The organism is Oceanisphaera sediminis (assembly GCF_039539745.1).
GTDB classification, from domain to species: Bacteria; Pseudomonadota; Gammaproteobacteria; order Enterobacterales; family Aeromonadaceae; genus Oceanimonas; species Oceanimonas sediminis.
Genome location: NZ_BAABDS010000027.1, coordinates 111177 through 136728, shown reverse-complemented (window position 1 = coordinate 136728; position 25552 = coordinate 111177). Strand labels below are relative to the sequence as shown.

25 protein-coding genes and 1 rRNA gene are annotated in these 25552 nt (G+C 57.4%); 20 read left to right on the top strand and 6 right to left on the bottom strand.

The window, feature by feature from the left end; translation table 11 throughout:
• The first annotated feature begins 167 nt into the window (after positions 1–167).
• The 12 genes from rrf to ABD827_RS09665 all read left to right on the top strand — a co-directional run bounded on the left by rrf (position 168) and on the right by ABD827_RS09665 (position 8697).
• Positions 168–282 (top strand): 5S ribosomal RNA (rrf, locus tag ABD827_RS09720).
• Positions 283–1009: 727 nt separating this feature from the next.
• Positions 1010–1213: a tautomerase family protein gene (locus ABD827_RS09715; protein ID WP_344964508.1), complete on the top strand. Its 204-nt coding sequence runs from the start codon at positions 1010–1012 to the stop codon at positions 1211–1213.
• A gap of 114 nt (positions 1214–1327) precedes the next feature.
• Complete coding sequence (gene crcB, locus ABD827_RS09710) at positions 1328–1714, top strand: fluoride efflux transporter CrcB (protein WP_298720008.1); 387 nt, start codon at positions 1328–1330, stop codon at positions 1712–1714.
• Positions 1715–1771: 57 nt separating this feature from the next.
• The gene (gene ubiE, locus ABD827_RS09705; RefSeq protein WP_298720006.1) at positions 1772–2527 is read left to right on the top strand and encodes a bifunctional demethylmenaquinone methyltransferase/2-methoxy-6-polyprenyl-1,4-benzoquinol methylase UbiE; all 756 of its coding nucleotides are present in this window, start codon (positions 1772–1774) and stop codon (positions 2525–2527) included.
• A complete protein-coding gene (locus tag ABD827_RS09700; protein WP_344964505.1) occupies positions 2527–3147 on the top strand; it encodes a ubiquinone biosynthesis accessory factor UbiJ in 621 nt (206 codons plus the stop codon). Before ubiE ends, ABD827_RS09700 begins: the two co-directional genes overlap by 1 nt.
• Entirely contained in the window at positions 3144–4781 is a 1638-nt protein-coding gene (gene ubiB, locus ABD827_RS09695) for a ubiquinone biosynthesis regulatory protein kinase UbiB (protein WP_298720002.1), read from the top strand. Before ABD827_RS09700 ends, ubiB begins: the two co-directional genes overlap by 4 nt.
• Positions 4782–4864: 83 nt before the next feature.
• The gene (tatA, locus tag ABD827_RS09690; RefSeq protein ID WP_298720000.1) at positions 4865–5119 is read left to right on the top strand and encodes a Sec-independent protein translocase subunit TatA; all 255 of its coding nucleotides are present in this window, start codon (positions 4865–4867) and stop codon (positions 5117–5119) included.
• A gap of 2 nt (positions 5120–5121) precedes the next feature.
• Complete coding sequence (tatB, locus tag ABD827_RS09685) at positions 5122–5493, top strand: Sec-independent protein translocase protein TatB (protein WP_298719998.1); 372 nt, start codon at positions 5122–5124, stop codon at positions 5491–5493.
• Positions 5494–6240, top strand: a complete 747-nt coding sequence (tatC, locus tag ABD827_RS09680; RefSeq protein WP_298719996.1) for a twin-arginine translocase subunit TatC — start codon at positions 5494–5496, stop codon at positions 6238–6240.
• Positions 6240–7019, top strand: coding sequence for a 3'-5' ssDNA/RNA exonuclease TatD (tatD, locus tag ABD827_RS09675; protein WP_344964501.1), 780 nt, complete (start codon positions 6240–6242; stop codon positions 7017–7019). The genes tatC and tatD overlap by 1 nt, the downstream gene beginning before the upstream one ends.
• A 19-nt stretch (positions 7020–7038) precedes the next feature.
• Positions 7039–8052: a porphobilinogen synthase gene (gene hemB, locus ABD827_RS09670; RefSeq protein ID WP_344964499.1), complete on the top strand. Its 1014-nt coding sequence runs from the start codon at positions 7039–7041 to the stop codon at positions 8050–8052.
• Positions 8053–8349: 297 nt separating this feature from the next.
• The gene (locus ABD827_RS09665; protein ID WP_344964497.1) at positions 8350–8697 is read left to right on the top strand and encodes a RidA family protein; all 348 of its coding nucleotides are present in this window, start codon (positions 8350–8352) and stop codon (positions 8695–8697) included.
• Between the two features lie 48 nt (positions 8698–8745).
• On the opposite strand, the gene gppA is transcribed toward ABD827_RS09665, so the two are convergent.
• A complete protein-coding gene (gene gppA, locus ABD827_RS09660) occupies positions 8746–10233 on the bottom strand; it encodes a guanosine-5'-triphosphate,3'-diphosphate diphosphatase (RefSeq protein ID WP_344964494.1) in 1488 nt (495 codons plus the stop codon).
• 5 nt (positions 10234–10238) lie between these two features.
• The gene (rhlB, locus tag ABD827_RS09655) at positions 10239–11537 is read right to left on the bottom strand and encodes an ATP-dependent RNA helicase RhlB (protein WP_298719986.1); all 1299 of its coding nucleotides are present in this window, start codon (positions 11535–11537) and stop codon (positions 10239–10241) included.
• Positions 11538–11653: 116 nt separating this feature from the next.
• On the opposite strand from rhlB, the gene trxA reads away from it, so the two are divergent.
• The 4 genes from trxA (at position 11654) to fre (ending at position 15746) form a co-directional block, all read left to right on the top strand.
• On the top strand, positions 11654–11980 hold the full coding sequence (gene trxA / locus ABD827_RS09650) for a thioredoxin TrxA (protein WP_344964492.1): 327 nt from the start codon (positions 11654–11656) through the stop codon (positions 11978–11980).
• Between the two features lie 186 nt (positions 11981–12166).
• Positions 12167–13432: a transcription termination factor Rho gene (gene rho, locus ABD827_RS09645; protein ID WP_298719982.1), complete on the top strand. Its 1266-nt coding sequence runs from the start codon at positions 12167–12169 to the stop codon at positions 13430–13432.
• Between the two features lie 113 nt (positions 13433–13545).
• Positions 13546–15045, top strand: a complete 1500-nt coding sequence (gene ubiD, locus ABD827_RS09640; RefSeq protein WP_344964489.1) for a 4-hydroxy-3-polyprenylbenzoate decarboxylase — start codon at positions 13546–13548, stop codon at positions 15043–15045.
• Positions 15046–15047: 2 nt separating this feature from the next.
• On the top strand, positions 15048–15746 hold the full coding sequence (fre, locus tag ABD827_RS09635; RefSeq protein WP_344964488.1) for an NAD(P)H-flavin reductase: 699 nt from the start codon (positions 15048–15050) through the stop codon (positions 15744–15746).
• A 69-nt stretch (positions 15747–15815) separates the two neighbouring features.
• On the opposite strand, the gene ubiK is transcribed toward fre, so the two are convergent.
• A complete protein-coding gene (gene ubiK / locus ABD827_RS09630; protein WP_298719976.1) occupies positions 15816–16082 on the bottom strand; it encodes a ubiquinone biosynthesis accessory factor UbiK in 267 nt (88 codons plus the stop codon).
• Positions 16083–16201: 119 nt separating this feature from the next.
• On the opposite strand from ubiK, the gene ABD827_RS09625 reads away from it, so the two are divergent.
• A complete protein-coding gene (locus tag ABD827_RS09625; RefSeq protein ID WP_344964486.1) occupies positions 16202–17248 on the top strand; it encodes a potassium channel family protein in 1047 nt (348 codons plus the stop codon).
• Between the two features lie 376 nt (positions 17249–17624).
• Here the strand turns inward: ABD827_RS09625 and ilvY are convergent, their stop codons facing one another.
• Positions 17625–18509, bottom strand: a complete 885-nt coding sequence (gene ilvY, locus ABD827_RS09620) for an HTH-type transcriptional activator IlvY (RefSeq protein ID WP_298719973.1) — start codon at positions 18507–18509, stop codon at positions 17625–17627.
• A 153-nt stretch (positions 18510–18662) separates the two neighbouring features.
• Here ilvY and ilvC point away from each other — a divergent pair, with 153 nt between their 5' ends.
• The gene (gene ilvC / locus ABD827_RS09615; protein ID WP_344964483.1) at positions 18663–20150 is read left to right on the top strand and encodes a ketol-acid reductoisomerase; all 1488 of its coding nucleotides are present in this window, start codon (positions 18663–18665) and stop codon (positions 20148–20150) included.
• A gap of 253 nt (positions 20151–20403) precedes the next feature.
• Complete coding sequence (gene tcdA / locus ABD827_RS09610; RefSeq protein WP_344964480.1) at positions 20404–21186, top strand: tRNA cyclic N6-threonylcarbamoyladenosine(37) synthase TcdA; 783 nt, start codon at positions 20404–20406, stop codon at positions 21184–21186.
• Positions 21187–21586: 400 nt separating this feature from the next.
• Here the strand turns inward: tcdA and ABD827_RS09605 are convergent, their stop codons facing one another.
• Positions 21587–22006, bottom strand: coding sequence for a SufE family protein (locus ABD827_RS09605; RefSeq protein ID WP_344964478.1), 420 nt, complete (start codon positions 22004–22006; stop codon positions 21587–21589).
• The gene (locus tag ABD827_RS09600) at positions 22006–23220 is read right to left on the bottom strand and encodes an aminotransferase class V-fold PLP-dependent enzyme (protein ID WP_344964476.1); all 1215 of its coding nucleotides are present in this window, start codon (positions 23218–23220) and stop codon (positions 22006–22008) included. Before ABD827_RS09600 ends, ABD827_RS09605 begins: the two co-directional genes overlap by 1 nt.
• Positions 23221–23364: 144 nt before the next feature.
• On the opposite strand from ABD827_RS09600, the gene rep reads away from it, so the two are divergent.
• Complete coding sequence (rep, locus tag ABD827_RS09595) at positions 23365–25380, top strand: DNA helicase Rep (protein WP_344964474.1); 2016 nt, start codon at positions 23365–23367, stop codon at positions 25378–25380.
• Positions 25381–25552 lie beyond the last annotated feature (172 nt).

The following is a 25552-nucleotide window of genomic DNA, read 5'->3' as shown; positions in this document are numbered from 1 at the left end:
ATACAACACCCAAGAAGTGTGAGACCTTGCGGTCGAGAACAAACAAATTATTTCAAATCAAACAGACAGAACGGGTATAAAGAACGTTCGTAGGGTCGAATTCATTCGACCGCTGTTAATCAGTTTTCCAGCGTTTGTTAGCAACAGCTGACAAACACCAGTTTATGCCTGGCGGCGATAGCGTTGTGGTCCCACCTGATCCCATGCCGAACTCAGAAGTGAAACGCACCCGCGCCGATGATAGTGTGGCAGCTGCCATGTGAAAGTAGGTCACTGCCAGGCACCCAATACAAAAAGCCCTTCACTGATGTGAAGGGCTTTTTTACGTCTGCAGATCATACTATTTCACATGGCAAAGGTAGACTCAGCGGAGCGCAGCGACTTCTCATACCAATCTGGAAAACTAACTGGTCTATTTAGCTGCCCTGTAAAGGTCGAATGAAGGATCCACTCCATCGACACGCTGCAAGCACCTCCATGTGACGCTCAGCACATGACGTCCTGTCATGTGATGGTCGCTGGAGTAGAACCCTTCATCCAGCCTATGCTGTGGAATCGCCTGTGGGAGCGACTTGCAGACAACTCGGTGCTTAAGGGGAGGCAACAGAGATCGGCTCCCACGACCGTGAAATGCCAAGGATGGCATTTCCCGAGCCCCCATGGATGGGTTTATGGCGTGTCGTGGGAGCTGACTCTGTTGCCTCGAGTATCCAGCTTTGAAATAGATCATATTATTACTTAGATTGGTATCAACAGTGAAAGTAGGGCGAAGCACGCCCGGAAAAAGCAGCGCTTTTTCAGTGCTTCGCGACCCGAGCTCTGCGAGGGGACCGGCCACGCCAGGCACCCAATTCAAAAAGCCCTTCACCGATGTGAAGGGCTTTTTTGCGTCTACGTTTTAATCGTGGGTCGTGAATGCTGCATGAAGGCAGATGGGCATTGTTATATATTTGACTCAGCTCACGTTTTTTACTGTAATGTCGGCTCATTTTTATTGTTAAAGGAAGACATGATGCCGATTCTCAATATCGCCCTGATCGAAGGACGCAGCAACGAGCAGAAAGAAGCATTGATCCGTGAAGTGACCGACGCCTGTGTACGTGCACTGGACGTCAAGCCGGAAACGGTCAGGATCCTGCTGCAGGATATCGCCACCCAGGATTTCGGTGTGGCCGGTGAATCGGTCAAGGCCAAACGCGAGCGCCTCGCCTGAGGATTGCTGGCGGCTCAGAATTGTCTGCTCAGCTAACGATCTTAATAGCAGACGGTGGGTTTTTGATGGTGCTCGGCGTAAACTGAACCATTATTTTTTTGCGCCGGTTTTAATATGAAAACCCTGCTGTTTGTTGCTGTCGGTGGTGCGTCTGGTGCCATATTGCGTTTTACCATCACCGACATGATGGCCCGACTGTTCGGGCGCTCCTTTCCTTACGGTATTCTCACGGTCAACCTGCTTGGCTCCATGTTGATGGGCGTCATGTTCGTGTTGGTACAGCAGCAGATACTGAGCACTCATTCATGGCGGCCTTTTGTGATGGTCGGCATGCTGGGAGCACTGACCACCTTCTCTTCCTTTTCTCTCGACACCGTCTTATTACTCGAGCATGGTCAATGGCTTAAAGCCGTGTTGAATGTGTTCCTCAATGTGGTTTGCTGTATCATGTTTACGTATTTTGGCATGCAGATTACCGGCAGCCTGATCGCGTCCCGTTAGTCCGGGCCGCGCATTTGCAGTACACTAACTTACTTTGATTTTATAGGTGCCTTCAGCATGTCAGAACAGCACAAGTCGACGACCCATTTCGGTTACAAGACGGTAGAAGCCAATGAAAAAGAACAGATGGTCGCCAGTGTATTTCACTCGGTAGCGGCGAAGTACGACCTGATGAACGACCTGATGTCTTTTGGTGTTCACCGGCTATGGAAGCGCTTTACTATCGATTGCTCCGGGGTACGCAAAGGACAGAAAGTGCTCGATCTGGCGGGTGGCACCGGTGATCTGACGGCTAAATTTTCCCGTATTGTCGGCGAAACCGGCCAGGTTGTGCTGGCGGATATCAATGACTCCATGCTCAAGGTCGGGCGGGACAAGCTCAGAAACAAGGGCCTGGGCAGCAATATTGCCTACGTGCAGGCGAACGCCGAGGCGCTGCCGTTCCCGGACAATCATTTCGATCTGATTACCATCGCCTTTGGTCTGCGAAATGTGACCGATAAAGACAAGGCGCTGGCGTCCATGCAGCGAGTACTGAAGCCGGGCGGTCGCTTACTGGTGCTGGAATTCTCCAAGCCCCAGCACGAGATCATGAACAAGCTCTACGACTTTTATTCTTTCAACATTCTGCCGAAAGTCGGCAGCATCGTCGCCAAAGACAGCGACAGCTATCAGTATCTGGCCGAGTCAATCCGCATGCACCCGGATCAGGAAACCCTGAAGGCAATGATGGAGCGGGCGGGTCTGGAGCAGGTGGAATACTTTAACCTGACCGATGGCATAGTGGCGCTGCACCGCGGGTTCAAATTCTGATGAAAGCCTTGCTGTTTCCCTTGCTCAACGGTTCGCTCGAAGCGGCGTTTAATCGATTTATGCTGCAGGACAGCGAACGATTGAAGAAGATGGCGCCATTGCAGGGCAAGGTATTGCAGCTGACCGTGATCGATGTCGCCGGCCTCTACCTGCTGTTTACCGCCGATAGGCTGGAAATACTGCGCCATTATGAAGGCGCAGTAGATAGTCACCTGAGCCTGTCCCTGAATGCCCTTGGTCTGCTCAAGGACAAAGGCCTCTTGATGCAATATATCCGTGACGGACGCATCGATGTGCAGGGCGATCCTCAGCCCTGGCAGGACTTTTCAGCCCTGGTCAAGGATCCCAATATCGACCTGGAAGCCTTGCTTGCTCCCTACACCGGTGATGTGATGACGCATTTGCTGTGCCGACATGGTCGAGAGCTGAAGACCAGGCTGCAACAACGGGTGTTGGGAGTACGGGAGCAACTGGGTGACTATGTCCGGGAAGAAGCTCGCCTGGCGGTGGGATTGCTGGAGCTGGCCGACTTTAATGATGAAGTCGCCGAATTAAACCAACGATCGCTGCGCCTGCAGGGACGTCTGGCAGCGTTGACGGATAAGGTTATGCATTCATGAAAAAACTACGGGAGTTGGTCCGACTCTATCAGATAGGAAAAACCCTGTTCGATTACGGTCTGGACGAATTGATTCCGGCCCGCCTGCAGATCTTGCCGGCACGACTGGCGAGGAAAAGCCTGTTCTGGCTGAAGAACCGACATCCGGACCTGTCGCGCGGCAAGCGTATCCGCCTGGCGTTGGAACATCTGGGACCGGTGTTTATCAAATTTGGTCAGATGTTGTCGACGCGTCGGGACCTGTTGCCGCCGGACATCGCCGAAGAACTGGCCCTGCTGCAGGACCGGGTTCCTCCGTTCGATGGCATTCTGGCCCGCAAGCAGATCGAAGCCAGTCTGCGACAGCCCATCGAAGTATTGTTCGACGAGTTTGATGAAAAGCCGCTGGCATCGGCGTCCATTGCCCAGGTGCATACCGCCAGGCTGAAAACCGGTCAGGACATCGTGATCAAGGTGATTCGGCCCAGTATCGAGCGGGTGATCGAGGCCGATGTCAGCCTGATGCACTCCATGGCTACCCTGCTGGCCCGGCTGGTGCCGGAGCGCAGCAGTCGGTTGCGGCCGGTCGAAGTGGTGGAAGAGTATCGCAAGACCCTGTTTGACGAGCTAAACCTGCTGCGCGAAGCCGCCAATGCCATTCAGTTGCGGCGTAATTTCGAAGGTTCTCGCACCCTGTACGTACCGGAAATTTATTCCAGTTACTGCCATGAAAACGTGCTGGTGATGGAGCGCATCTACGGTATTCCGGTTTCCGATATCGATGCGCTGCAAGCGAATGGCACCGATATGAAACTGTTGGCCGAACGGGGCGTGGAGGTGTTCTTTACCCAGGTGTTCCGCGACAGTTTTTTTCATGCGGATATGCATCCGGGCAATATCTTCGTCTCTTACGAACACCCTCATGATCCCCAGTGGATCGGCATCGACTGCGGCATTGTCGGCACCCTCAACCGCGACGACAAGCGTTACCTGGCGGAGAACTTTCTCGCCTTCTTTAATCGGGACTACCGCAAGGTGGCCGAGCTGCATGTGGAGTCGGGCTGGGTGCCGGCAGACACCAAGGTCGAGGAATTCGAGTCGGCCATTCGTACCGTGCTGGAGCCCATCTTCGAAAAGCCGCTGTCGGAAATCTCCTTTGGCCATGTGCTGCTGAACCTGTTCAACACCGCGCGCCGCTTCAATATGGCGGTGCAACCGCAACTGGTACTGCTGCAGAAAACCCTGCTCTATGTAGAGGGGGTAGGTCGCCAGCTCTATCCGCAGCTGGATTTATGGAAGACCGCCAAGCCTTTCCTGGAAGAATGGATGCAGCAGCAGGTCGGCTACAAGGCGGTGATCAATGCGGTAAAGGAAAAAGCGCCGTTCTGGGCCGAAAAGCTGCCCGACCTGCCGGAGCTGGTTTACGATGCCTTGCGTCAGGCCAAACTGCAGCAGCGCCAGGTACAAGGCCTGTACAATCAGTTTGCCCGGCATGACAAAAGTCAGGGCCAGGGGCGCTTTCTGTTGGCAATGGGCGCCACGGTGCTGCTGGCCAGCACCCTGTTGCTGGGAATGGACAGAACCGAGTGGGCCATGTCTGGTCTGGTGCTGACTTTGGTTGTATGGTTGCTGGGATGGCGAAAAATAGCACGCTAATTTGATCCTGAATCAAAGTACTGTCATCAGGTTCGGGTATCATGGTGTTCGATTATTTACTCTTTATGTAGGAAAGGTGTCTTATGGGTGGGATCAGTGTTTGGCAGCTGCTTATCGTGGTATTGATTGTAGTATTGCTGTTTGGAACCAAGAAGTTGCGTGGTATGGGCTCGGATCTGGGTTCGGCGGTGAAAGGCTTTAAAAAAGCGATGACCGATGAGGAAAAGGACAAGAAGGACGCCGATTTCGAACAGCAGACGCTGGCCGATAAAAAAGAGCAGGGCGACGCTCTGAACCAGAAAGACCAGGACAAAACCAAAGATAAAGATCAGGTATAACCATGTTCGATATCGGTTTCTGGGAGTTGATTGTGATCGCGATAATCGGGTTGCTCGTGCTGGGGCCCGAGCGGCTTCCCGTGGCCATCAGAACCGTATCCCGAATGTTCAAGACGGTACGAGATACCGCCAACGCGGTGAAAACCGAACTGGCTCAGGAATTGAAAATGGAAGAGCTGCATCGGGATCTGAAAAAGGCCGAACAGCTCGACATGAAAAACCTGAGCCCGGAGCTGAAAGAGTCTATCGACCAGCTGAAGGATGCCGCCGCTTCCGTGACTCGCCCCTATGAAAAAACAGAGGCCGGCAGTGCCGGTGCTCAGGGAGCCAAAACCGATACCTCATCATCGAAAGAGCCGCAGGATAAATCTTAAATGAGTCAACCACAGCAGCCGCTGATCAGCCATCTGGTTGAGCTGAGGAGTCGTTTGCTCCGGGCTTTTGCCGCTATTGTGCTGGTCTTTCTGGCCCTGGTGTATTTTGCCAACGACATCTACAGCATTCTGGCCGAGCCCTTGCTGCGGCAGTTGCCGGCCGGTACCAGCATGATTGCCACCGGAGTAGCAACGCCGTTTCTGACCCCGATGAAACTGACGCTGATAGTGGCGTTTTTCGCCGCCATTCCCTATGTGCTCTATCAGGTGTGGGCCTTCATTGCCCCGGGCCTGTACAAGCACGAAAAGCGTTTGATTGCCCCGCTGGTGTTTTCCAGTGCCCTGCTGTTTTATGCGGGCGCCGCCTTTGCCTATTTCGTGGTGTTTCCGCTGGCATTCGGCTTTTTCACCAAGATGGCGCCGGAAGGGGTGACCATTGCCACCGACATCGCCAGCTACCTCGACTTCGTACTCGGCCTGTTCGTGGCCTTCGGCATCGCCTTCGAGATCCCCATCGCCACCATTCTGTTGTGCTGGACCGGCGTGACCACCCCGAAAGATCTTGCCGGCAAGCGGCCTTATGTGGTGGTGGTGGTCTTTATCGTCGGCATGCTGCTAACGCCGCCGGATGTGATATCCCAGACGCTGCTGGCCATCCCCATGTGGCTGCTGTTTGAAATAGGCGTGTTCTTCGCTCGTTTCTACGTGCGCGAACCGCACGAAGATGAAGAGCAGGACGGCGCCTGATGATCGACATTGGCGTTAACCTGACCAATGGCCAGTTCGACAAAGACAGGGCCGAGGTTATCGACAGGGCGAAAGCCGCCGGCATCTCGGCACTGCTGCTCACCGGCACCAACCTCGAAGAAAGCCGGGCGGTCGCCGACTATGCCGCCACCGAGCCCGGTTTTTGTTATGCCACTGCGGGTATTCACCCTCATGATGCCAAAACCTTCGATGACCAGAGCCTGACGGCACTGCGTGCCCTGGCGGCTCGGCCCGAAGTGGTGGCCATTGGCGAGTGCGGTCTCGACTACAACCGGGACTTTTCACCGCGCCCGAAGCAGGATGCGGTGTTTGAAGCCCAGCTTGAACTGGCCGCCGAGTTGCAGTTGCCGGTATTCATGCACTGCCGGGACGCCCACGATCGCTTTCTCGAGATCCTCGCCCCCTGGCGCGCTCGCTTGCCGGCGGCGGTGCTGCACTGCTTTACCGGCAGTGAGGCCGAGCTGCGCGATTGCCTGGCGCTGGATCTACATATCGGTATTACCGGCTGGATCTGTGATGAGCGGCGCGGCCGGGAGTTGCAGCAACTGGTAACGCTTATCCCGGCGAATCGGTTGATGATCGAGACCGACAGTCCTTATCTGTTGCCGCGCGACCTCTCGCCCAAACCGGCCAGCCGCCGTAACGAGCCCGCGTATCTGCCTCATATTGCCCGGCGCATTGCCGAATGCCGGGGTGACGATCCCGCCGCGCTGCTTGCCGCGACCACGGCGACCAGCCGCGCCTTTTTCCGTATTTAACACGAATTCAGGAGCAGTCATGACCGAACAAGTTTTTGGTGGTTTTCCTTCCCGTCGCCTGCGTCGTTTACGCAAGCATGATTTCAGCCGTCGACTGGTACGCGAAAACACCCTGACGGTGGATGATCTCATTTATCCGGTGTTTGTACTGCCCGGTTTTCAGCGTCGCGAGGCGGTTCCCTCCATGCCCGGTATCGAGCGCCTGTCTATCGACCTGCTGCTGGAAGAGGCGGCGGAGTTGGTGCAACTGGGTGTGCCCCTGATTGCCCTGTTCCCGGTAGTGAACAGCAGTCAGAAAACCCTGTTGGCGGAAGAGGCCTACAATCCGGAAGGACTGGCTCAGGAAGCGGTGCGCGCATTGAAAGAGGCCTTTCCCGAGCTGGGCGTGATGACCGACGTGGCACTGGATCCCTTTACCGTGCACGGCCAGGACGGCATCATTGACGACAATGGCTATGTACTCAACGACGTAACCACCGAAGTGCTGGTGAAGCAGGCGCTGAGCCATGCCGAAGCCGGTGCCGACATAGTGGCGCCTTCCGACATGATGGATGGCCGCATCGGTGCCATTCGCCAGGCGCTGGAAGAGGCCGGATTCATCAATACCCAGATCATGGCCTACTCCGCCAAATACGCCTCCAACTATTACGGCCCCTTCCGTGATGCGGTCGGCTCTTCCGGCAACCTCAAGGGTGGCAACAAGTCCACCTACCAGATGGATCCGGCCAACGGCGATGAAGCACTGCAGGAAGTGGCGCTGGATATTCAGGAAGGTGCCGACAGCGTCATGGTCAAGCCGGGCATGCCCTATCTGGATGTGGTGCGCCGAGTGAAAGATCAGTTTGGCGTGCCGACCTTTGCCTATCAGGTCAGCGGCGAATACGCCATGCACATGGCCGCGATTCAGAACGGTTGGCTGAAAGAGCGGGAAACCGTGCTGGAATCGCTGATGTGTTTCAAGCGTGCCGGCGCCGACGGCATTCTGACCTACTTCGCCAAGCGCGTCGCCCAGTGGCTGAAAGAGCCGAACTGAGCACTTAACCCGTTATACAAGGCCCCGCACCGCGGGGCCTTTTACTATCAGCCGAAATGCAGTGCACGCCAGCCAAAGGCGCAACTTCACGACACGCTTTAAACCCATTCATGGCATTTGATCGGTCGTGAAGCTGTTTTTTTTGACTGCCTCGTTCACCTTTCCTCTGAACAGAAATCATGCCGTTACCGGGAGGTATGTACAGATGTTCAAAAACGCAGAAAAACCGCGTTTTTTTGTTACAATGCTCACACTTTTAAGACCCCTTCTATTTTTTGACAAGGAGCGTGAAGCGAGATGACCATTATTCGCAAGTCTACCAACGAGAAAGTAAGCCGCGTCGTGATTCACAACGAAACCGTCTACCTGTGTGGCCAGGTGGCAAAAGACGTGAGTGAAGACTTCGTGGGGCAAACCAGACAGGTACTGGCGCGTATCGACGAGCACTTGGCGGAAGCGGGTACCGACAATTCCAAGCTGCTGTCTGCGCTGATCCATATCAAGGATACCGACAACGTGGCCGCGTTCAACGAACTGTGGAACGAGTGGCTGCCGGAAGGCTGCGCACCGGCGCGCTCCTGCGTACAGGCTCACATGGCCCGTGACGTGGTGCTGGTGGAAGTAACCGTGACCGCGGCGCTGTAATTTTTACCGCCATCGCGAACCATAAAAAAGGCGCCTTACGGCGCCTTTTTACTGTTCCTGAATCACCAGTGGCCAGCCCTGCTCGGTCTGGCGAGCCGCTTCCTGTTGCAGCTCGCTGGCCCGCAGGTGATGGTTTCGGCTCCAGTCGGCGGGCAGGGTCAGGGTCAGCTGTCGATCCCGGGCTTCCAGCCGAAACTCGGGCACGGTGCCACGGGTGCGGCGCAGGCAGAGGATAATGGCCAGGCGCAGCAACCGGGCCAGCAGAATGGCCGGCTCCGGCTCGATGGCGCCTTGTTGCTCCAGCGACTCCTGACGAAATTCGTCCCGCTGGTTCAGCAGCAGGGCGGCCAGCAGCTGTTTCTGGGCCGGGGTAAAGCCGGGCAAGTCCACATGACGGATGATGTAGGCGGCATGCTCGGGCGCGCGCTTGTACTCGATGCAGAGGCCCAGTTCGTAGAGCAGGGCGGCCCAACCCAGCATGGCGGTAGCAGGGGAGTCGATATGCTGGCTGCTGGCCAGTTGCTGCAGGGCCTTGAGGGCGGTGCTACGCACCCGCTCGGCCTGCTCCCGGTCCAACTGATAGCGACTGATCAGGCTATCGGCGGTGCGCTCCCGGGCGTCACACTCCCGGCGGCGGCCCAGCATGCCATAAATAAGCCCTTCCCGCAGGGCGCCACCGGCCAGCGTCATGCTGTCGATGGCCAGCATCTCGAACAGGGCTATCAGAATCGCCAGACCGGACGGGAATACGCTTGCCCGCTCTGATTGCAGGCCGGGCAAGTCGAGTCGGTCGAGATGGCCGCAGGTGATGGCGGCTTGCTTCAGTTGCAATAGCCTGGCGAGGGTAATCTGTTCGTCTTCACCCAGACCTATCATGATTTCCTGAATGGCCTGCACGGTACCGGACGCGCCGACACAGTTTTGCCAGCCGAGTTTGAGGTAGTCACCGGCGATGGGCGTCAGGGTCTGACGGGCGGCGGCAATGGCCTGATCAAAGTTGGCGGCCGTGAGCTGCCCTCCAACAAAGTAGCGGCTTAGCCAGGTGACACAGCCCATGTGCAGACTATTCAGCAGTTGGGGATGGGTATTTTCGCCGATAATCAGCTCGGTGCTGGCACCGCCGATATCGATCACCAGCCGGCGGCCGACGCCGGATGAGGTCCAGGCTACGCCTTCATAGATGGTGGCGGCTTCCTCTTCACCGGAAATAATCCGCACGGGATGCCCCAGAATGGCCTCGGCCCGTTCGAGAAAAACAGCGATATTGGTTGCCAGGCGCAGGGTGGCGGTGCCGACGATACGAATATGGGCGGCGGGAATGTCCTGCAACTGTTCGGCGAACAGTTGCAGGCACTCCCAGCCCCGTTGCATGGAGGCCGCATCAAGGCTGCCGTCGGCCTGCAGGCCGGCGGCGAGGCGCACCTTGCGCTTTATCTTGGCCAGGGTACGGCAGGCGCCGGCCACTTCATGCACCACCAACATATGAAAGCTGTTGGAACCGAGATCGACGGCGGCATAAAGGGCGGCGTTGTTCACCTGGCTTAGCTCCGGTTGCCCTGTGGGCGGCGGCGATGATTGCCGCCGGGGCGACGCTGGCCGCCGCCCTGGCGTGGGCCGCGATTGGCATGAGCCCTGTGATGATGAATGTGCGTCGGCGGCGTCACATCATCGAGCAGGGCGTCCCGGTCGTACTTGCTGACCGGAATTTCATGCTCGATATAGGCTTCCACCGCCGGCAGGTTGAACACGTATTCTTCACAGGCAAAGCTGATGGAACAGCCACTGGCGCCGGCCCGACCGGTACGACCGATACGATGCACGTAGTCTTCCGCGTCATCGGGCAGGTCGTAGTTGAACACATGAGTCACGTCGGGAATATGCAGACCGCGGGCGGCAACATCGGTGGCCACCAGAATATCCAGCACGCCGCCGGTGAAATCCTCGAGGATCTTCAGTCGTTTCTTCTGCGGCACATCACCGGTCAGCATACCGACGCGGTGGCCATCGGCCTGCAGCCAGGCGTGCACCTTTTCGCAGCTGTGCTTGGTGTTGGCAAACACGATGGCCTTGTCGGGCCACTCTTCTTCCATCAGGGTCAGCAACAGCGGCAGCTTGTCTTCCTGTGCCGGATAGAACAGCTCTTCCTTGATACGGATGCCGGTTTTGCGTTCCGGCTCTATCTGCACATGTTCGGGGCTGTTCATGTGCTCGTAGGCCAGCTCTTGTACCCGCAGCGACAGGGTGGCGGAAAACAGCATGTTCTGGCGTTGGGTGGCGGCCGGCATGCGGCGGAACAGGAAGCGGATGTCCTTGATAAAGCCCAGATCGAACATGCGATCCGCTTCATCCAGTACCACCACCTGAATGGCGCCCACATCGATAACCTGCTTCTTGAGGAAGTCGATGATGCGACCCGTGGTGCCGATCAGAATATCGACACCGGCTTCCAGTACTTCAATCTGTTTCTCGTAGCCGTCGCCACCGTAGGCCAGGCCCAGCTTGAGGCCGGTGCTGGCACTGATGGTATCGGCGTCGTTGAAAATCTGGATGGCCAGCTCGCGGGTAGGCGCCATGATAATGGCCCTGGGCTGGTTCAGCCTGCGGTTTTCGAGTGCTGGCGTGGTCAGCAGGCGGTCAAAGGTGGCGGCGAGAAAGGCGATGGTTTTACCGGTGCCGGTCTGGGCTTGTCCGGCGATATCCTTGCCTGCCAATAGATGAGGTAACGACAACGCCTGAATGGGCGTGCAGTTGTGAAATCCTTTTGCTTCCAGTCCGGCCAGAACCTGCGGCTGCAGGCCCAACTGGGCAAATTTTACGTCAGTTAAGTGTGTTTTGCTCATAGCGGTCAGAATATCAGGTTAGGCTTGCAATAATAAACAGGATCATTTGAAATAGGCCAACTAAATTGCCCTCGACGTTGTGTGTTGCGGGATAAAATGACTGATTGGAGTTGGAGATGAGTGACAAAATTATTCAGCTGACCGATGCCAGCTTCGAAGCTGACGTGGTTAAGGCCAGTGGCCCGGTTCTGGTAGACTTCTGGGCTGAGTGGTGTGGTCCCTGCAAGATGATTGCCCCCATTCTGGATGAAGTGGCTGGTGAATATGAAGGCAAGGTGACCGTGGCCAAGCTGAATATCGATCAGAACGCAGATACTCCGCCCAAGTTCGGTATTCGTGGTATTCCCACCCTGCTGCTGTTCAAAAACGGCGAAGTAGCGGCTACCAAGGTCGGCGCTCTGTCCAAGACTCAATTGAAAGAGTTCCTGGACGCCAACCTGTAATGGCGAAAATAAGGGGTGCGCAATGCACCCCTTATTGTTTTTTGCTAGACGGCCTTTCTTTTTGGTGCTAGTTTATTGTTCGTTTGCTAGCCTATTTTGTGCCCCAGAGGCCCTCCGATTTCAAGTCTCAATCCGGCAGACTTTCCCGATTATTTAACACATCCTGGTTGACAGAAACCCACCACTATGAACCTTACCGAACTCAAGAATACCCCCGTATCTGAGCTGATAAAGCTTGGGGAAACCATGGGCCTGGAAAACCTCGCCCGTTTGCGCAAGCAAGACATCATCTTCGCTATCCTCAAAGCTCATGCCAAAAGTGGTGAGGATATTTTCGGCGATGGCGTGCTGGAAATATTGCAGGATGGCTTTGGCTTCTTGCGCAGTGCCGATTCCTCTTATCTGGCCGGCCCGGATGACATCTATGTCTCGCCCAGCCAGATCCGTCGTTTCAACCTGCGTACCGGTGACACCATCGCCGGCAAGATTCGCCCGCCGAAAGAAGGCGAGCGTTACTTTGCGCTGTTGAAGATCAATGAGGTCAACTACGACAGACCCGAAAACGCCCGTAACAAGATACTGTTCGAAAACCTGACGCCGCTGCACGCCAACGAGCGGATGAGGATGGAACGGGGCAACGGCTCTACCGAAGACATTACCGCCCGGGTGCTGGATCTGGCATCGCCGATCGGCAAGGGCCAGCGTGGGCTTATCGTGGCGCCGCCCAAGGCCGGTAAGACCATGCTGCTGCAGAATATCGCGCAAAGCATCGCCTACAACCATCCGGAATGTGTGCTGATCGTGTTGTTGATCGACGAACGCCCGGAAGAAGTGACCGAGATGCAGCGCATGGTGAAGGGGGAGGTGATTGCTTCTACCTTCGACGAGCCCGCCGCTCGCCACGTACAGGTGGCCGACATGGTGATCGAAAAGGCCAAGCGCCTGGTCGAACACAAGAAAGACGTGGTGATCCTGCTCGACTCCATTACCCGTCTGGCCCGCGCCTACAACACAGTGGTGCCGTCTTCCGGCAAGGTACTGACCGGTGGTGTGGATGCCAACGCCCTGCACAGACCCAAGCGTTTCTTCGGCGCGGCCCGTAATGTAGAAGAGGGCGGCAGCCTGAGCATTATTGCCACCGCTCTGGTAGAAACCGGCTCCAAGATGGATGACGTTATCTACGAAGAGTTCAAGGGCACCGGTAACATGGAATTGCACCTGTCACGCAAGATTGCCGAGAAGCGGGTTTATCCGGCCATCGACATTCCTCGCTCCGGCACCCGTCGCGAAGAGCTGCTCACTACCCCGGATGAGCTGCAGAAAATGTGGATACTGCGCAAAATCGTGCATCCCATGGGCGAGAGTGACGGCATCGAGTTTTTGATCGACAAGCTGGCGATGACCAAGACCAACGATGAATTCTTTGAAGCCATGAAGCGCCAACAGAAGTAATCATCGGCAGTTGAAAAGAACCGCGGCCCGCCCGCGGTTTTTTATTGCCCGATACAAGCTATCTTGAACCGGGTATAATCTTCGGCGTTATTCGATACCCTTGGAATAAACCTATGAAATATAAGGACTTGCGCGACTTCATTGCGCAGCTCGAAGCTCAGGGCGAACTCAAGCGTATTCAGCATGAAATCGACCCCTATCTGGAAATGACCGAGATCTGTGACCGCACCCTGAAAGCGGGCGGCCCGGCGCTGTTGTTCGAGAATCCCAAGGGCTTCGATATGCCGGTGCTGGGCAACCTGTTTGGTACCCCCAAACGGGTGGCGATGGGCATGGGTCAGCAGGATGTAGAGTCGCTGCGCGAAGTGGGCCGCTGGTTGTCTTACCTGAAAGAGCCGGAGCCGCCGAAGGGGCTGAAAGAGCTGATGGAAAAGCTGCCCATCTTCAAGCAGGTGCTCAATATGCCGACCAGGCGGCTGAAGAGGGCGCCTTGTCAGGAACGGGTGCTGGAAGGTGACGATGTCGACCTGACCCAGCTGCCCATTCAGCACTGCTGGCCGGGTGATGCGGCGCCGCTGATCACCTGGGGCCTGACCATTACCCGCGGGCCTTACAAGAAACGGCAGAACCTGGGTATCTACCGCCAGCAGCTGCTGGGCAAGAACAAGCTGATCATGCGTTGGCTCAGCCATCGTGGTGGTGCCCTGGACTTTCGTGAGTGGCAGGAGGCCAACCCCGGTCAGCCTTATCCGGTGGCGGTAGCGCTGGGGGCCGATCCGGCGACCATTCTCGGCGCGGTGACGCCGGTGCCGGACACCCTGTCCGAATATGCCTTCGCCGGCCTGCTGCGCGGCAGTCGTACCGAAGTGGCCAAGTGTATCGGCAGCGATCTGGATGTGCCGGCCAGCGCCGAAATCGTGCTGGAAGGCTATATCTATCCCGACGAGATGGCGCCGGAAGGTCCTTATGGAGATCACACCGGCTATTACAACGAAATTGACGAGTTCCCGGTATTTACCGTGGAGCGCATTACCCGCCGTCATGATGCCATCTATCATTCCACCTACACCGGGCGGCCGCCGGACGAGCCGGCGATACTGGGTGTGGCGCTGAACGAGGTGTTCGTACCCATACTGCAGAAGCAGTTTCCGGAGATCGTCGACTTCTATCTGCCACCGGAAGGATGCTCTTACCGGATGGCGGTGGTCACCATTAAAAAGCGCTACCCTGGCCATGCCAAACGTGTCATGCTGGGCGTTTGGTCGTTTTTACGCCAATTCATGTATACCAAATTCGTGATAGTGTGCGACGACGACATCAATGCCAGAGACTGGAACGACGTGATCTGGGCCATTACGACCCGAATGGATCCGGCGCGAGACACTACCCTGATCGAACACACTCCCATCGACTATCTGGACTTCGCCTCGCCGGTGTCCGGGCTCGGCTCCAAAATGGGCCTTGATGCCACCAACAAGTGGCCGGGAGAAAGCGACAGGGAATGGGGACAGCCCATAGTGATGGCAGACGAAGTAAAACAACGGGTCGACAGCTTATGGGATCAACTCGGGATCCTGGAAACAAGTGCCGAACAGAGTGAACTCAAAGGATAGTCATGCAGAAAGTAACATGTAGTGTTGAAGCCCTCGAAGAAATGGCCGAAACCCTGTGGTATGTGCGGTTGAAGCCGGAACTGCCGGTGGATTTTCTTCCCGGCCAGTATCTGCTGGTGGTCATGGCGGACGATGACAAGCGGCCCTTCTCCATCGCCAATACCGTGAGTGAAGAGGGTGTGCTGGAATTGCATATCGGTGCCGGCCCGGATAATACCTATGCCATGCAGGTGCTCAAGCGCATGCAGGATCAGGGACAGATTGAAGTACAGCTGCCGGCCGGCAAGGCCTATCTGCGGGACGAATCTCGCCATCCGGTGATTCTGATGGCCGGTGGTACCGGCTTTGCCTACACCCGTTCCATTCTGCAGCAGATGCTGGCCGATGGTCTGCACCGCCCGGTGTTCCTGTACTGGGGTGTGCGCTTCGAGCAGCAGCTGTATGCGGATCGGGAAATGGCCGCCCTGGCTGCCGAGCACCAGCAATTGACCTATGTGCCAGTGGTGCAGAATGGCGATGAGCATTGGCAAGGTCGTACCGGCATGGTACATGAAGTGATCATGGATGATTTCCCGAGCCTGGCGGGTTACGACATCTACGTGGCGGGTCGTTTCGAGATGGCCGGTGTGGCGCGGGAAGCCTTCAAGGAAAAAGGCGTAGAAGCGGATCACCTGTTTGGTGACGCGTACGAGTTTATTTAAATACACTCAGGAACAGGGAGTCATGACTCCCTGTTCCTGTTCTTTGGCCGGGCTGGGTGCGCGCTGAATTCAGCCTCGTTCATCCTGGCCGTCGGCCAGGTGGCGTTCCAGCAGCGCCAGCTTGGTTTCCATCTCGTTCAGTTTTTCCCGGGTGCGCAGCAGTACCTTGGTCTGCACATCGAATTCTTCTCGCGTCACCATATCCAGTTTACCCAGTTGGGCCTGCAATACGGTACGAATGCGCTTTTCCGCTTCTTCGCCCATGTTCTTCAGCCCGCTTGGCAGGTTGTTCTGGATCTGTTGGGCAATCTCTTCCAGTTTCTTCGGATCTAGCATGCTTGTCTCCTTGGCTATGGGGCCATTTTACCCCTAATTGCCGACGGCGGTCAGGTCAGACTTTCCATTTTGGCACGAAACCCGTAGTTTTAGGTGACCAAGCTTCAAATGAGATAAACATGTTTCATCTGCTTACGCGTTTGCTCTATCGACTGACTCGCCGCCTCAGCTGGCACAATTTGCTGGTATTACTGTTGCTGCAGGCCGGTGGCAGCTGGTTGCTGCTCAGCCTGGCGGGAGAGCAGGAGCTGACCGAGCCGTCGGTATTTTTCTATTATAACGCCGTGGTGATCAGTACCGTCGGTTTTGGTGATTATTCACCGGTCACCGAGGCGGGGCGTTGGGCGGTAGCCCTGTTCCAGATCCCCTTCGGCCTGCTGGTGTTCGGCAGTTTTATCGGTAAATTGACCCAGACGTTAGTAGCCTGGGTAAGGAGAGGTATGTCAGGCAAGGCGGATTATTCACATTTATCCGGTCATACACTGCTGTTCGGCTGGAACGGCGCTCAGACCGAACGCATCGTCGATCTGTTGCTGGCCGACAGCGCCAGTCAGGCTCAGGAGATTCTGTTGTGCGTCACGCAGGAGATGGAGCATCCCTTTCCTGACAAACCGGCGGTCAAATTTGCGCGTCTGCATTCCTTCACTCATCCCGACGAGCTGGCGCGGGTGGGCCTGGCGCGCGCCGGCCGTGTACTGGTGGATGGAGAAGACGACGATCAGACCTTGACCACCTCATTGGCGTTGTCCGCCAAGGCGGCACCGAATGCCCACCTGTGCGCCTGGTTTACCGAAGCCAGCAAGGCAGAACTGCTGCGGTTGCATTGCCCCAACGTGGAGGTGTCCAGCTCCAAGGAGGCGGAAATCCTGGTGCGTTCACTGCAGGATCCGGGGGCCAGCCTGATCCAGGAGCAGATCTTTTCTACCCTGCTGGGCCCGACCCTGTATCGCATTCAGGTGCCGCAGAGTGCAGGAGACCTGGCTTACAGCAGCCTGCTGAGCCGGTTCAAGCAGCAGCACAATGCCACCCTGCTGGGTATTTCCAGCCAGACCAGCGGCCAGGATATCGAGCTCAATCCCGCCGGCGATACTCGGGTTGGCGGCGGTACTTTTCTCTATTATATCTGCCCGGAACGGCTGCAGAGTACGCAGATAAGCTGGGAGTAATGCTGGTAGCATTCGGAGCCGATCACTGCCGATCGGCTGATACATTTGGTTAATGCTTTGATTTCGCTGCCAAGAGGCAACAAGGCCGCCTCTTCCGACACGCTACGAGTACGTCCCTGTAAGCTCGCACATGCCATCCATGGCATGTGACGGTCGGAGGAGGCAATCCCTGTTGCCTCTTCTTGAGCACAGTGTTGTTGCAGACTATGCCAACAGTCGGCTTCGGTGCATCAAGGAGGACGAAGGGAGCTGCTCAGCCGACCATCCGTGCCATGGATGGCACGGCTGAGCCTCCACGGATGGATTTACGGCGAGTCGGCGGAGCGGGCCCTTTGTCCGACCTGTAAGCGGACTTCATCCGATAGGTATAACCCTATTACGACGGCTCCAGTGCGGTTTGCTGGAAGGCGCGGATCAGCGGGTCGTCCAGCCGTTTCTTCAACAGACAGACCCCCACTTCTATCGACTTGAGCGCCGGGCTGGGCGACAGCACCCGTACCTTGTCGCCCATGGGGCTGTGATCGATCACCACCCGCGGCACCACCCCGATACCAAAGCCCAATGCTACCATGCCAATAATGGCCTCGTTGCCGGCCACCTCCGCATAGATATTGGGGCTGATGCCCTTGGCCTTGAACCACTGGTTGGCGCGTTTTCGGGCCACGCCCTGCTCCGACACGATCACCGGCAGCCGCTGCCAGTCCAGTGGCCGCTGTTCCAGCAGCTCGCTGACCGGGCCCGGTGTGGTGGGGGCGATAAACACCATGGGCACCGTCTGCAGGTTGACGAAATGCACCTTGGCCGGCAGGGCGTCGGGACGGGCGGCGATGGCCAGATCCGATTCTTCGTCCAGAATCTTGTCGATGGCCCGCGCCGGGTCGCCGGTCTCCAGTCGTATTTCCAGCCGGGGGTAACGGCTGCGAAATCGCTCCAGTATGCCGGGCAGCAGAAAGTAGCTGGCGGTGACCGAGCAGAATACCCGCAATCGCCCTTGCAGGCTGTCGTCGCCATGCTTGAGTTCCTGTTTGAGGGCTTGCCAGTCTGCCAGCCAGCCCTGGGCGAATAGTTGCAGCCGACTGCCGGCCGGGGTGAGGGTGACGCTGCGATTGTCTCGGGTCAGCAGCTCGCAGCCCGCTTCCTGTTCCAGTCGCTGTATGGCCCGGCTGAGAGTGGAGGGGCTCACCGCCATGGCATCGGCGGTGTGACCGAAGTGCAGGCTCTGGCTTAAGTGTACGAACAGTTCGAGGTGGCGGAAGTCCATGGACGATTCCAAAAGTTACGTTGCATAAAATGAAATACTCTATTTCGAATATATCATTTTAAGCAATGAAAAGCCTGGGGTATAGTGTCCGGGTCGTCACCGAGAAAACGGTGCAAGCATTCAAATTAAACGGATTAATTGGAGCAAAAGGTCATGGCTACTAACTATTTCAACACCCTGAATCTGCGTCAGCAGCTCGAACAGCTCGGCAAGTGCCGTTTCATGCATCGCGCCGAATTTGCCGATGGCTGTAACTACCTGAAAGGAAAGAAGGTGGTTATCGTCGGTTGTGGCGCCCAGGGCCTGAACCAGGGTCTGAACATGCGTGACTCCGGTCTGGACGTAGCCTACGCTCTGCGTGCAGAAGCCATTGCCGAAAAGCGCAAGTCCTTCCTGCAGGCCACCGAGAACGGCTTCAAGGTCGGTACCTATGAAGAGCTGATCCCCACCGCCGATCTGGTGATGAACCTGACGCCGGACAAGCAGCACACCTCTGCCGTTAACGCCGTTATGCCGCTGATGAAAGACGGTGCCGCCCTGGGTTACTCCCACGGCTTCAACATTGTTGAAGAAGGCATGCAGATCCGTGAAGACATCACAGTAGTGATGGTTGCGCCCAAGTGCCCGGGTACCGAAGTACGTGAAGAATACAAGCGTGGTTTCGGCGTACCGACGCTGATCGCGGTTCATCCCGAGAACGATCCCAAGGGTGACGGTCTGGCCATCGCCAAGGCCTGGGCTTCCGCTACCGGCGGCGACCGCGCCGGCGTTCTGGAATCTTCCTTCGTAGCCGAAGTGAAATCTGACCTGATGGGTGAGCAGACCATTCTGTGTGGCATGCTGCAGGCTGGCGCCATTGTTGCTCACGAGAAGATGGTTGCCGACGGTATCGATGCCGGTTACGCGGGCAAACTGATTCAGTTCGGCTGGGAAACCATCACCGAAGCGCTGAAGCAGGGCGGCATCACCAACATGATGGATCGTCTGTCCAACCCGGCCAAAATCAAGGCGTTTGACCTGGCCGAAGAGCTGAAAGGCCTGATGCGTCCGCTGTTCAACAAGCACATGGATGACATCATTCAGGGCGACTTCTCTGCCGGCATGATGGCCGACTGGGCCAAAGACGACAAAGACCTGCTGACCTGGCGTGAAGAGACTGCCGAAACCAGTTTCGAGCAGTACCCGGCTTCCGATGAAGTGATCGACGAGCAGGAATACTTCGACAACGGCATTCTGCTGGTTGCCATGGTAAAAGCCGGTGTTGAGCTGGCCTTCGAAGCCATGACCGCCTCCGGCATCATCGACGAGTCTGCTTACTACGAGTCTCTGCACGAGCTGCCGCTGATCGCCAACACCGTTGCCCGCAAGCGTCTGTACGAAATGAACGTGGTTATTTCCGATACCGCCGAGTACGGTAACTACCTGTTCGCCCACGCCGCCGTGCCGCTGCTGCGCGAGCACTTCATGCCGAAAGTAGGTACCGATGTTATCGGCAAGACCATCAAGGTTGAGTCCAACTCCGTTGATAACCGTCGCCTGATCGACGTCAACGAAGCCATTCGCAACCACCCGGTTGAGACCATCGGCAAGACCCTGCGTTCTTACATGACCGATATGAAAAACATCGCCGTTGGCGGTTGATAGATAAAAATAAACAGAGCTACAAAGACAGGGAGGCTTCGGCCTCCCTTTTTGGTTTGGGGATTAGGGAATAGGGATTAGAGAGCCGCACCTGTAGATACCAATTTATTGGGGCGTAGCGCCATATTATGTATGATTTTCCCGAATGAATTCGGGCCTGCAATATCCCAATCCCCAATCCCCAATCCCCAATCCCCAATCCCCAATCCCGGTGACTTTGATATAATGCCCGTCCAATAAAGGGGAGTGACAGATGAGTTTTGACGAGCGTTTTGGTGGTATTGCCCGGCTGTACGGGGCCGATGCTCTGGCCCGGTTTGCGGCGGCCCATGTGTGTGTGATCGGTATTGGTGGCGTGGGATCCTGGGCGGCGGAAGCTTTGGCCCGCTCCGGGATCGGCGCCATCACCCTGATCGACATGGACGATATCTGCATCACCAACACCAACCGTCAGATCCACGCGCTGAACAACCAGATTGGTCAGGAAAAGACCCAGGCCATGGCCGAGCGGATCGCCTTGATCAATCCCGATTGCAAGGTGACGGTGGTGGACGACTTCATCAGCCCGGACAACCTGGCGGAGCATCTGTTGAATGATTTCGACTATGTGGTGGATGCCATCGACTCGGTCAAATCCAAGGTGGCGTTGATCGCTTACTGCAAGCGCAACAAGATTCCGGTGATCACCGCAGGTGGCGCCGGCGGACAAACGGATCCAACCCAGATCATGATCCGCGATCTCAGTAAGACGATCCAGGATCCGTTGGCCGGTAAGGTGCGTGGCGATCTTCGTCGTTTTCACAACTTCAGCAAGAATCCCAAGCGCAAGTTTGGCGTGGATTGCGTGTTTTCCACCGAACAACCCCGCTATCCGGACGGTGCCGGTGGCATCTGCAGCGCCAAGAAGGAATCGGATGGCACCATGAAGATGGACTGCGCCTCCGGCTTCGGTGCCATCACTCATATTACCGCCACCTTCGGCTTCTTCATGGTCAGCCGGGTACTGAGCAAGCTTGCTACTCGATCTGGAAGTTAGCAGTCTGATTTACCGTGCACTTTCGTCGGCCAAAGCGCACTGCTTCTCCGGCACGCCGTGAGGATATGGCACTCGATGTTTCAACCCACTGCGAACATTCACTGGATGTTCGGTCGGGTTGAAACACCTCGTCACGGCGAGCAAGCTCGCCCCATGGGGGCTCCGCTGCGCCATCCATGGCGCAGAGGGCCGGCGAAGCAGATACCCTTTGTCCTCCTTGGTTGAGTACGGAGTTGGCAGAAGTATCCAACAGGCAGCGCCGATGTTTCACGAAGTGGCAGCGGGGATTGCCGGAGCCGACCGTCACATGCCATGGACGGCATGTGCCGAGCGTCCCATGGATGGGCTTGAAGCGTGTCGGCGGAGCGCAACCACGCTGCTGCTTCGCATTGCGGCCGATTCAGCTTTCGGCTTTGGTTTTGATGGCTTCCACTACGGCCCTTAAGCCGTTGCCGCGGGAGGGGCTCAGGTGTGACAACAACTGCAGTTCGGCAAAGTAGGCGTCCATGTCGAAGGCCTGGATCTGCTCGGTGCTCTTGTTGCTGAGTGCCGCCAGTACCACCGCCATCAGCCCCTTGACGATACGGGCGTCCGCGTCGCAGTGAAACTGCCAGATCCCTTCTTCATCCTGCTCGCTCACCAGCCAGGCCTGGCTTTCGCAGCCGTGAATGGCGTTGGCCTCGATTCTGTGCTCGGCTGCCAGCGGTGGCAGCTGTTTGGCCAGTTTGATCAGCTCCTTGTAGCGGGCCTCCCAGCCGTGGGCGGCCTGAAACAGGGTGCGAATATCGGTATCGGTAAGCGTGGTGCCAAACGGATGCATCAGAAAAACTCCCGGGCTTTGTGAATGCCGGCCAGCAGGGCCGCTATATCTTGTTCTGTGTTGTAGAACGCCACCGAGGCACGAATGGTGCCTTGCTCCAGCCCCAGTGCCTGCATCAGCGGCATGGCGCAGTGATGGCCGGTGCGCACGGCGATGCCCTGCATGTCCAGCAGGGTGGCCAGATCCTGAGGGTGTACCTCGTCGATGGTGAACGACACCGAACCCGCCTGTGGCCGGCCGATGATGTGTACGTCCGGCATGGCGGCCAGCCCGGTGAGCAGTTGCTGCAACAGCTTGTGTTCATGCCGAGCCAGAGCGGCACGGTCGAGGCCGGACAGATAATCCACCGCCGCGCCCAGGGCGATGGCACCGGCAATGTTGGGGGTGCCGGCCTCGAACTTGAACGGCAGCTCGCCGAAGCTGGTGTGCTCGAAACTCACGCTCTTGATCATTTCGCCGCCGGTCTGCCAGGGCGGCATTTTCTCCAGCCACTCCCGCTTGCCGTAGAGCACGCCGATGCCGGTGGGGGCGAACATCTTGTGGCCGGAGAACACATAAAAATCACAGTCCAGGCTCTGCACATCCACCGGCAGATGCCCGACCGCCTGAGCGCCATCGATCAGCGTGACCGCGCCCACGGACTTGGCCATGGCAATCAGCTCTCTGACCGGGTTGATCACCCCCAGCGCATTGGACACCTGGCCCACGGCCAGCAGCCGGGTGCGGGGCGATATCAGCCGGGCGGCGGCCTCCAGATCCAGCTCGGCGCCGGCGGTAAGCGGTATCACCTTGATGACGGCACCGGTTGCTGCCGCCACCTGCTGCCAGGGCACGATATTGGCGTGATGCTCGAGGGTAGAGAGCACAATCTCGTCACCCGCTTGCAAATGGTGCATGCCAAAGCTGTGGGCCACCAGATTGATGGCTTCGGTGGTGCCGCGGGTCCAGATCACCTGCTCGGGCGCGGGGGCATTGATAAAGCGGGCCACCTTGCCACGGGCCGCCTCGAAGGCGCGGGTGGCCTGGCCGCTCAGGGCATGAGAAGCGCGGTGCACATTGGCGTTGGTGTCCCGGTAATAGTGATTGAGGGCGTCCAGCACCGGCTGCGGCTTCTGGGTGGTGGCGGCGTTGTCCAGATACACCAGCGGATGGCCGTTGACGATTTGGGCCAGGGTGGGGAAGTCGCGTCTGAGGGTAGGGATGTCCGGTGCCATGTGCCTGTCTGGTGAATGAGCGCTGACCGGGATCATGAGCCAAAGCCGGAGCGATGACAAGATGCCTAATCCCCAATCCCCGTCCTTTCACCCTTTGGCTGCAGCCGGTAGAATGAGCGCCCCTGTTTAGCCGTCGGAAATGCCATGAAACTCAATCCAGCCCAAGACGATGCCGTACGCTACATTGGCGGCCCCTGCCTGGTACTGGCCGGCGCCGGCAGCGGCAAGACCCGGGTCATTACCAATAAAATTGCCTATCTGGTGCGCCAGTGTGACTACAAGGCGCGCAACATCGCCGCCGTCACCTTTACCAACAAGGCGGCGCGGGAGATGAAGGAACGGGTGGCCCAGACCCTGGGCAAGGGTGAAGCCCGGGGACTGATGGTATCCACCTTTCATACTCTGGGGCTGGATATCATCCGTCGCGAACACAAGACGCTGGGTCTGAAGGCCGGTTTTTCGCTGTTCGACGATCAGGATCAGCTGGCGCTGATCAAGGATCTCACCGAGCAGGAGCTGGACGGTGACAAGGAAAAGATCGCCCGTTTGATCAGCACCATCTCCAACTGGAAAAACGATCTGGTGCTGCCGGCCCGGGCGGCCCGGTTGGCGAACGATCCGGAGTTGGTGCTGTTTGCCCAGTGCTACGAGCGCTATCAGCGGCAGATGAAGGCCTACAACGCGCTGGACTTCGACGATCTGATCCTGATGCCGACCCTGCTGCTCAAGACCAACAACGAGGTGCGGGCCTTCTGGCAAAACAAGATCCGCTATCTGCTGGTGGACGAATATCAGGATACCAACACCAGCCAGTACGAGCTGGTCAAGCTGATCGCCGGCGAGCGGGCCCGCTTTACCGTGGTGGGGGACGACGATCAGTCCATCTATTCCTGGCGGGGCGCCCGGCCGCAGAATCTGGTGCTGCTGCAAGAAGACTACCCCAACCTGCGGGTGATCAAGCTGGAGCAGAATTATCGCTCCCGCGGGCAGATACTGCAGTGCGCCAATATTCTGATCGCCAACAACCCTCACGTGTTCGAGAAGCAGCTGTTTTCCGAGATGGCCTACGAGGCGCCGGTACGGGTGTTGTTCGCCAAGAACGAGGAGCACGAGGCCGAGCGAGTGGTGGCCGAGATCATGGGTCACAAGTTCATGAACGGCAGCAAATTCGGCGATTACGCCATTCTCTACCGGGGTAATCATCAGTCGCGCACGCTGGAAAAAACACTGATGACCAACCGCATTCCCTACAAGATCAGCGGCGGCACCTCGTTTTTCTCGCGGGCCGAAATCAAGGACATCATGGCCTACCTGCGGCTGCTGGTGAATCCGGATGACGACAACGCCTTTCTGCGGGTGGTGAATACCCCGCGGCGGGAAATCGGGCCCACCAGTCTGGAAAAGCTGGGTACCTACGCCAATAATCGGGGCAAGAGCCTGTTTGCCGCCAGTTTCGAGCTGGGGCTTGAGCAGACCCTGACCGGCCGCGGCCTGGTATCGATACGCGCCTTCAGCGACTGGCTGGTGCGCCGGGGGGATGAGGCGGCGCGCGGCAATGCGGTCGAGGCGGTGCGCGACATGATCAAGGACATCAACTACGAAGAATGGCTCTACGAGAGCTCGCCCAGCCCGCGGGCCGCCGAGATGCGCATGCAGAACGTGTCTACCCTGTTCAAGTGGGTCAGCCAGATGCTGGAAGGCTCGGATCTGGACGATGCCATGACCCTGCCGCAGGTGGTGATTCGGCTGACCCTGCGCGACATGATGGAGCGGGGTGAAGACGAAGACGACGGCGAGCAGGTGCAGCTGATGACATTGCATTCTTCCAAGGGGCTGGAATACCCCTATGTGTTCATGGTGGGTATGGAAGAAGGCTTGCTGCCGCACCAGAGCAGCATCGATGAAGACAACATAGAGGAAGAGCGGCGGCTGGCCTATGTGGGCATCACCCGGGCCCAGCAGGCGCTGACCTTTACCCTGTGCCGGGAGCGCCGTCAGTTTGGCGAGCAGATCCGGCCCGAGCCCAGTCGTTTTTTGCTGGAGCTGCCGCAGCAGGATCTGGACTGGGAGCACAACCGCAAACCGCCGAGCGAAGGTGAGCGCATGGAAAAGGGCCAGGCCAGCATCGCCAACCTGCGGGCCATGTTCGACAAAAAATAATGCGGTAAGCTGTCAGCTGTAACTCAACTAATCGCCGTTGGGGATGCGGTGGTGTGCGGGCTGCACAAAGCAGTAGCAGGGATTGCCGTAGCCGACCATCAAATGCCAGGGAAGGCATTTGCCGAGCGTCCCAGGGATGGGCTCGAAGCGTGTCGGCGAAGACGGCCCTGCT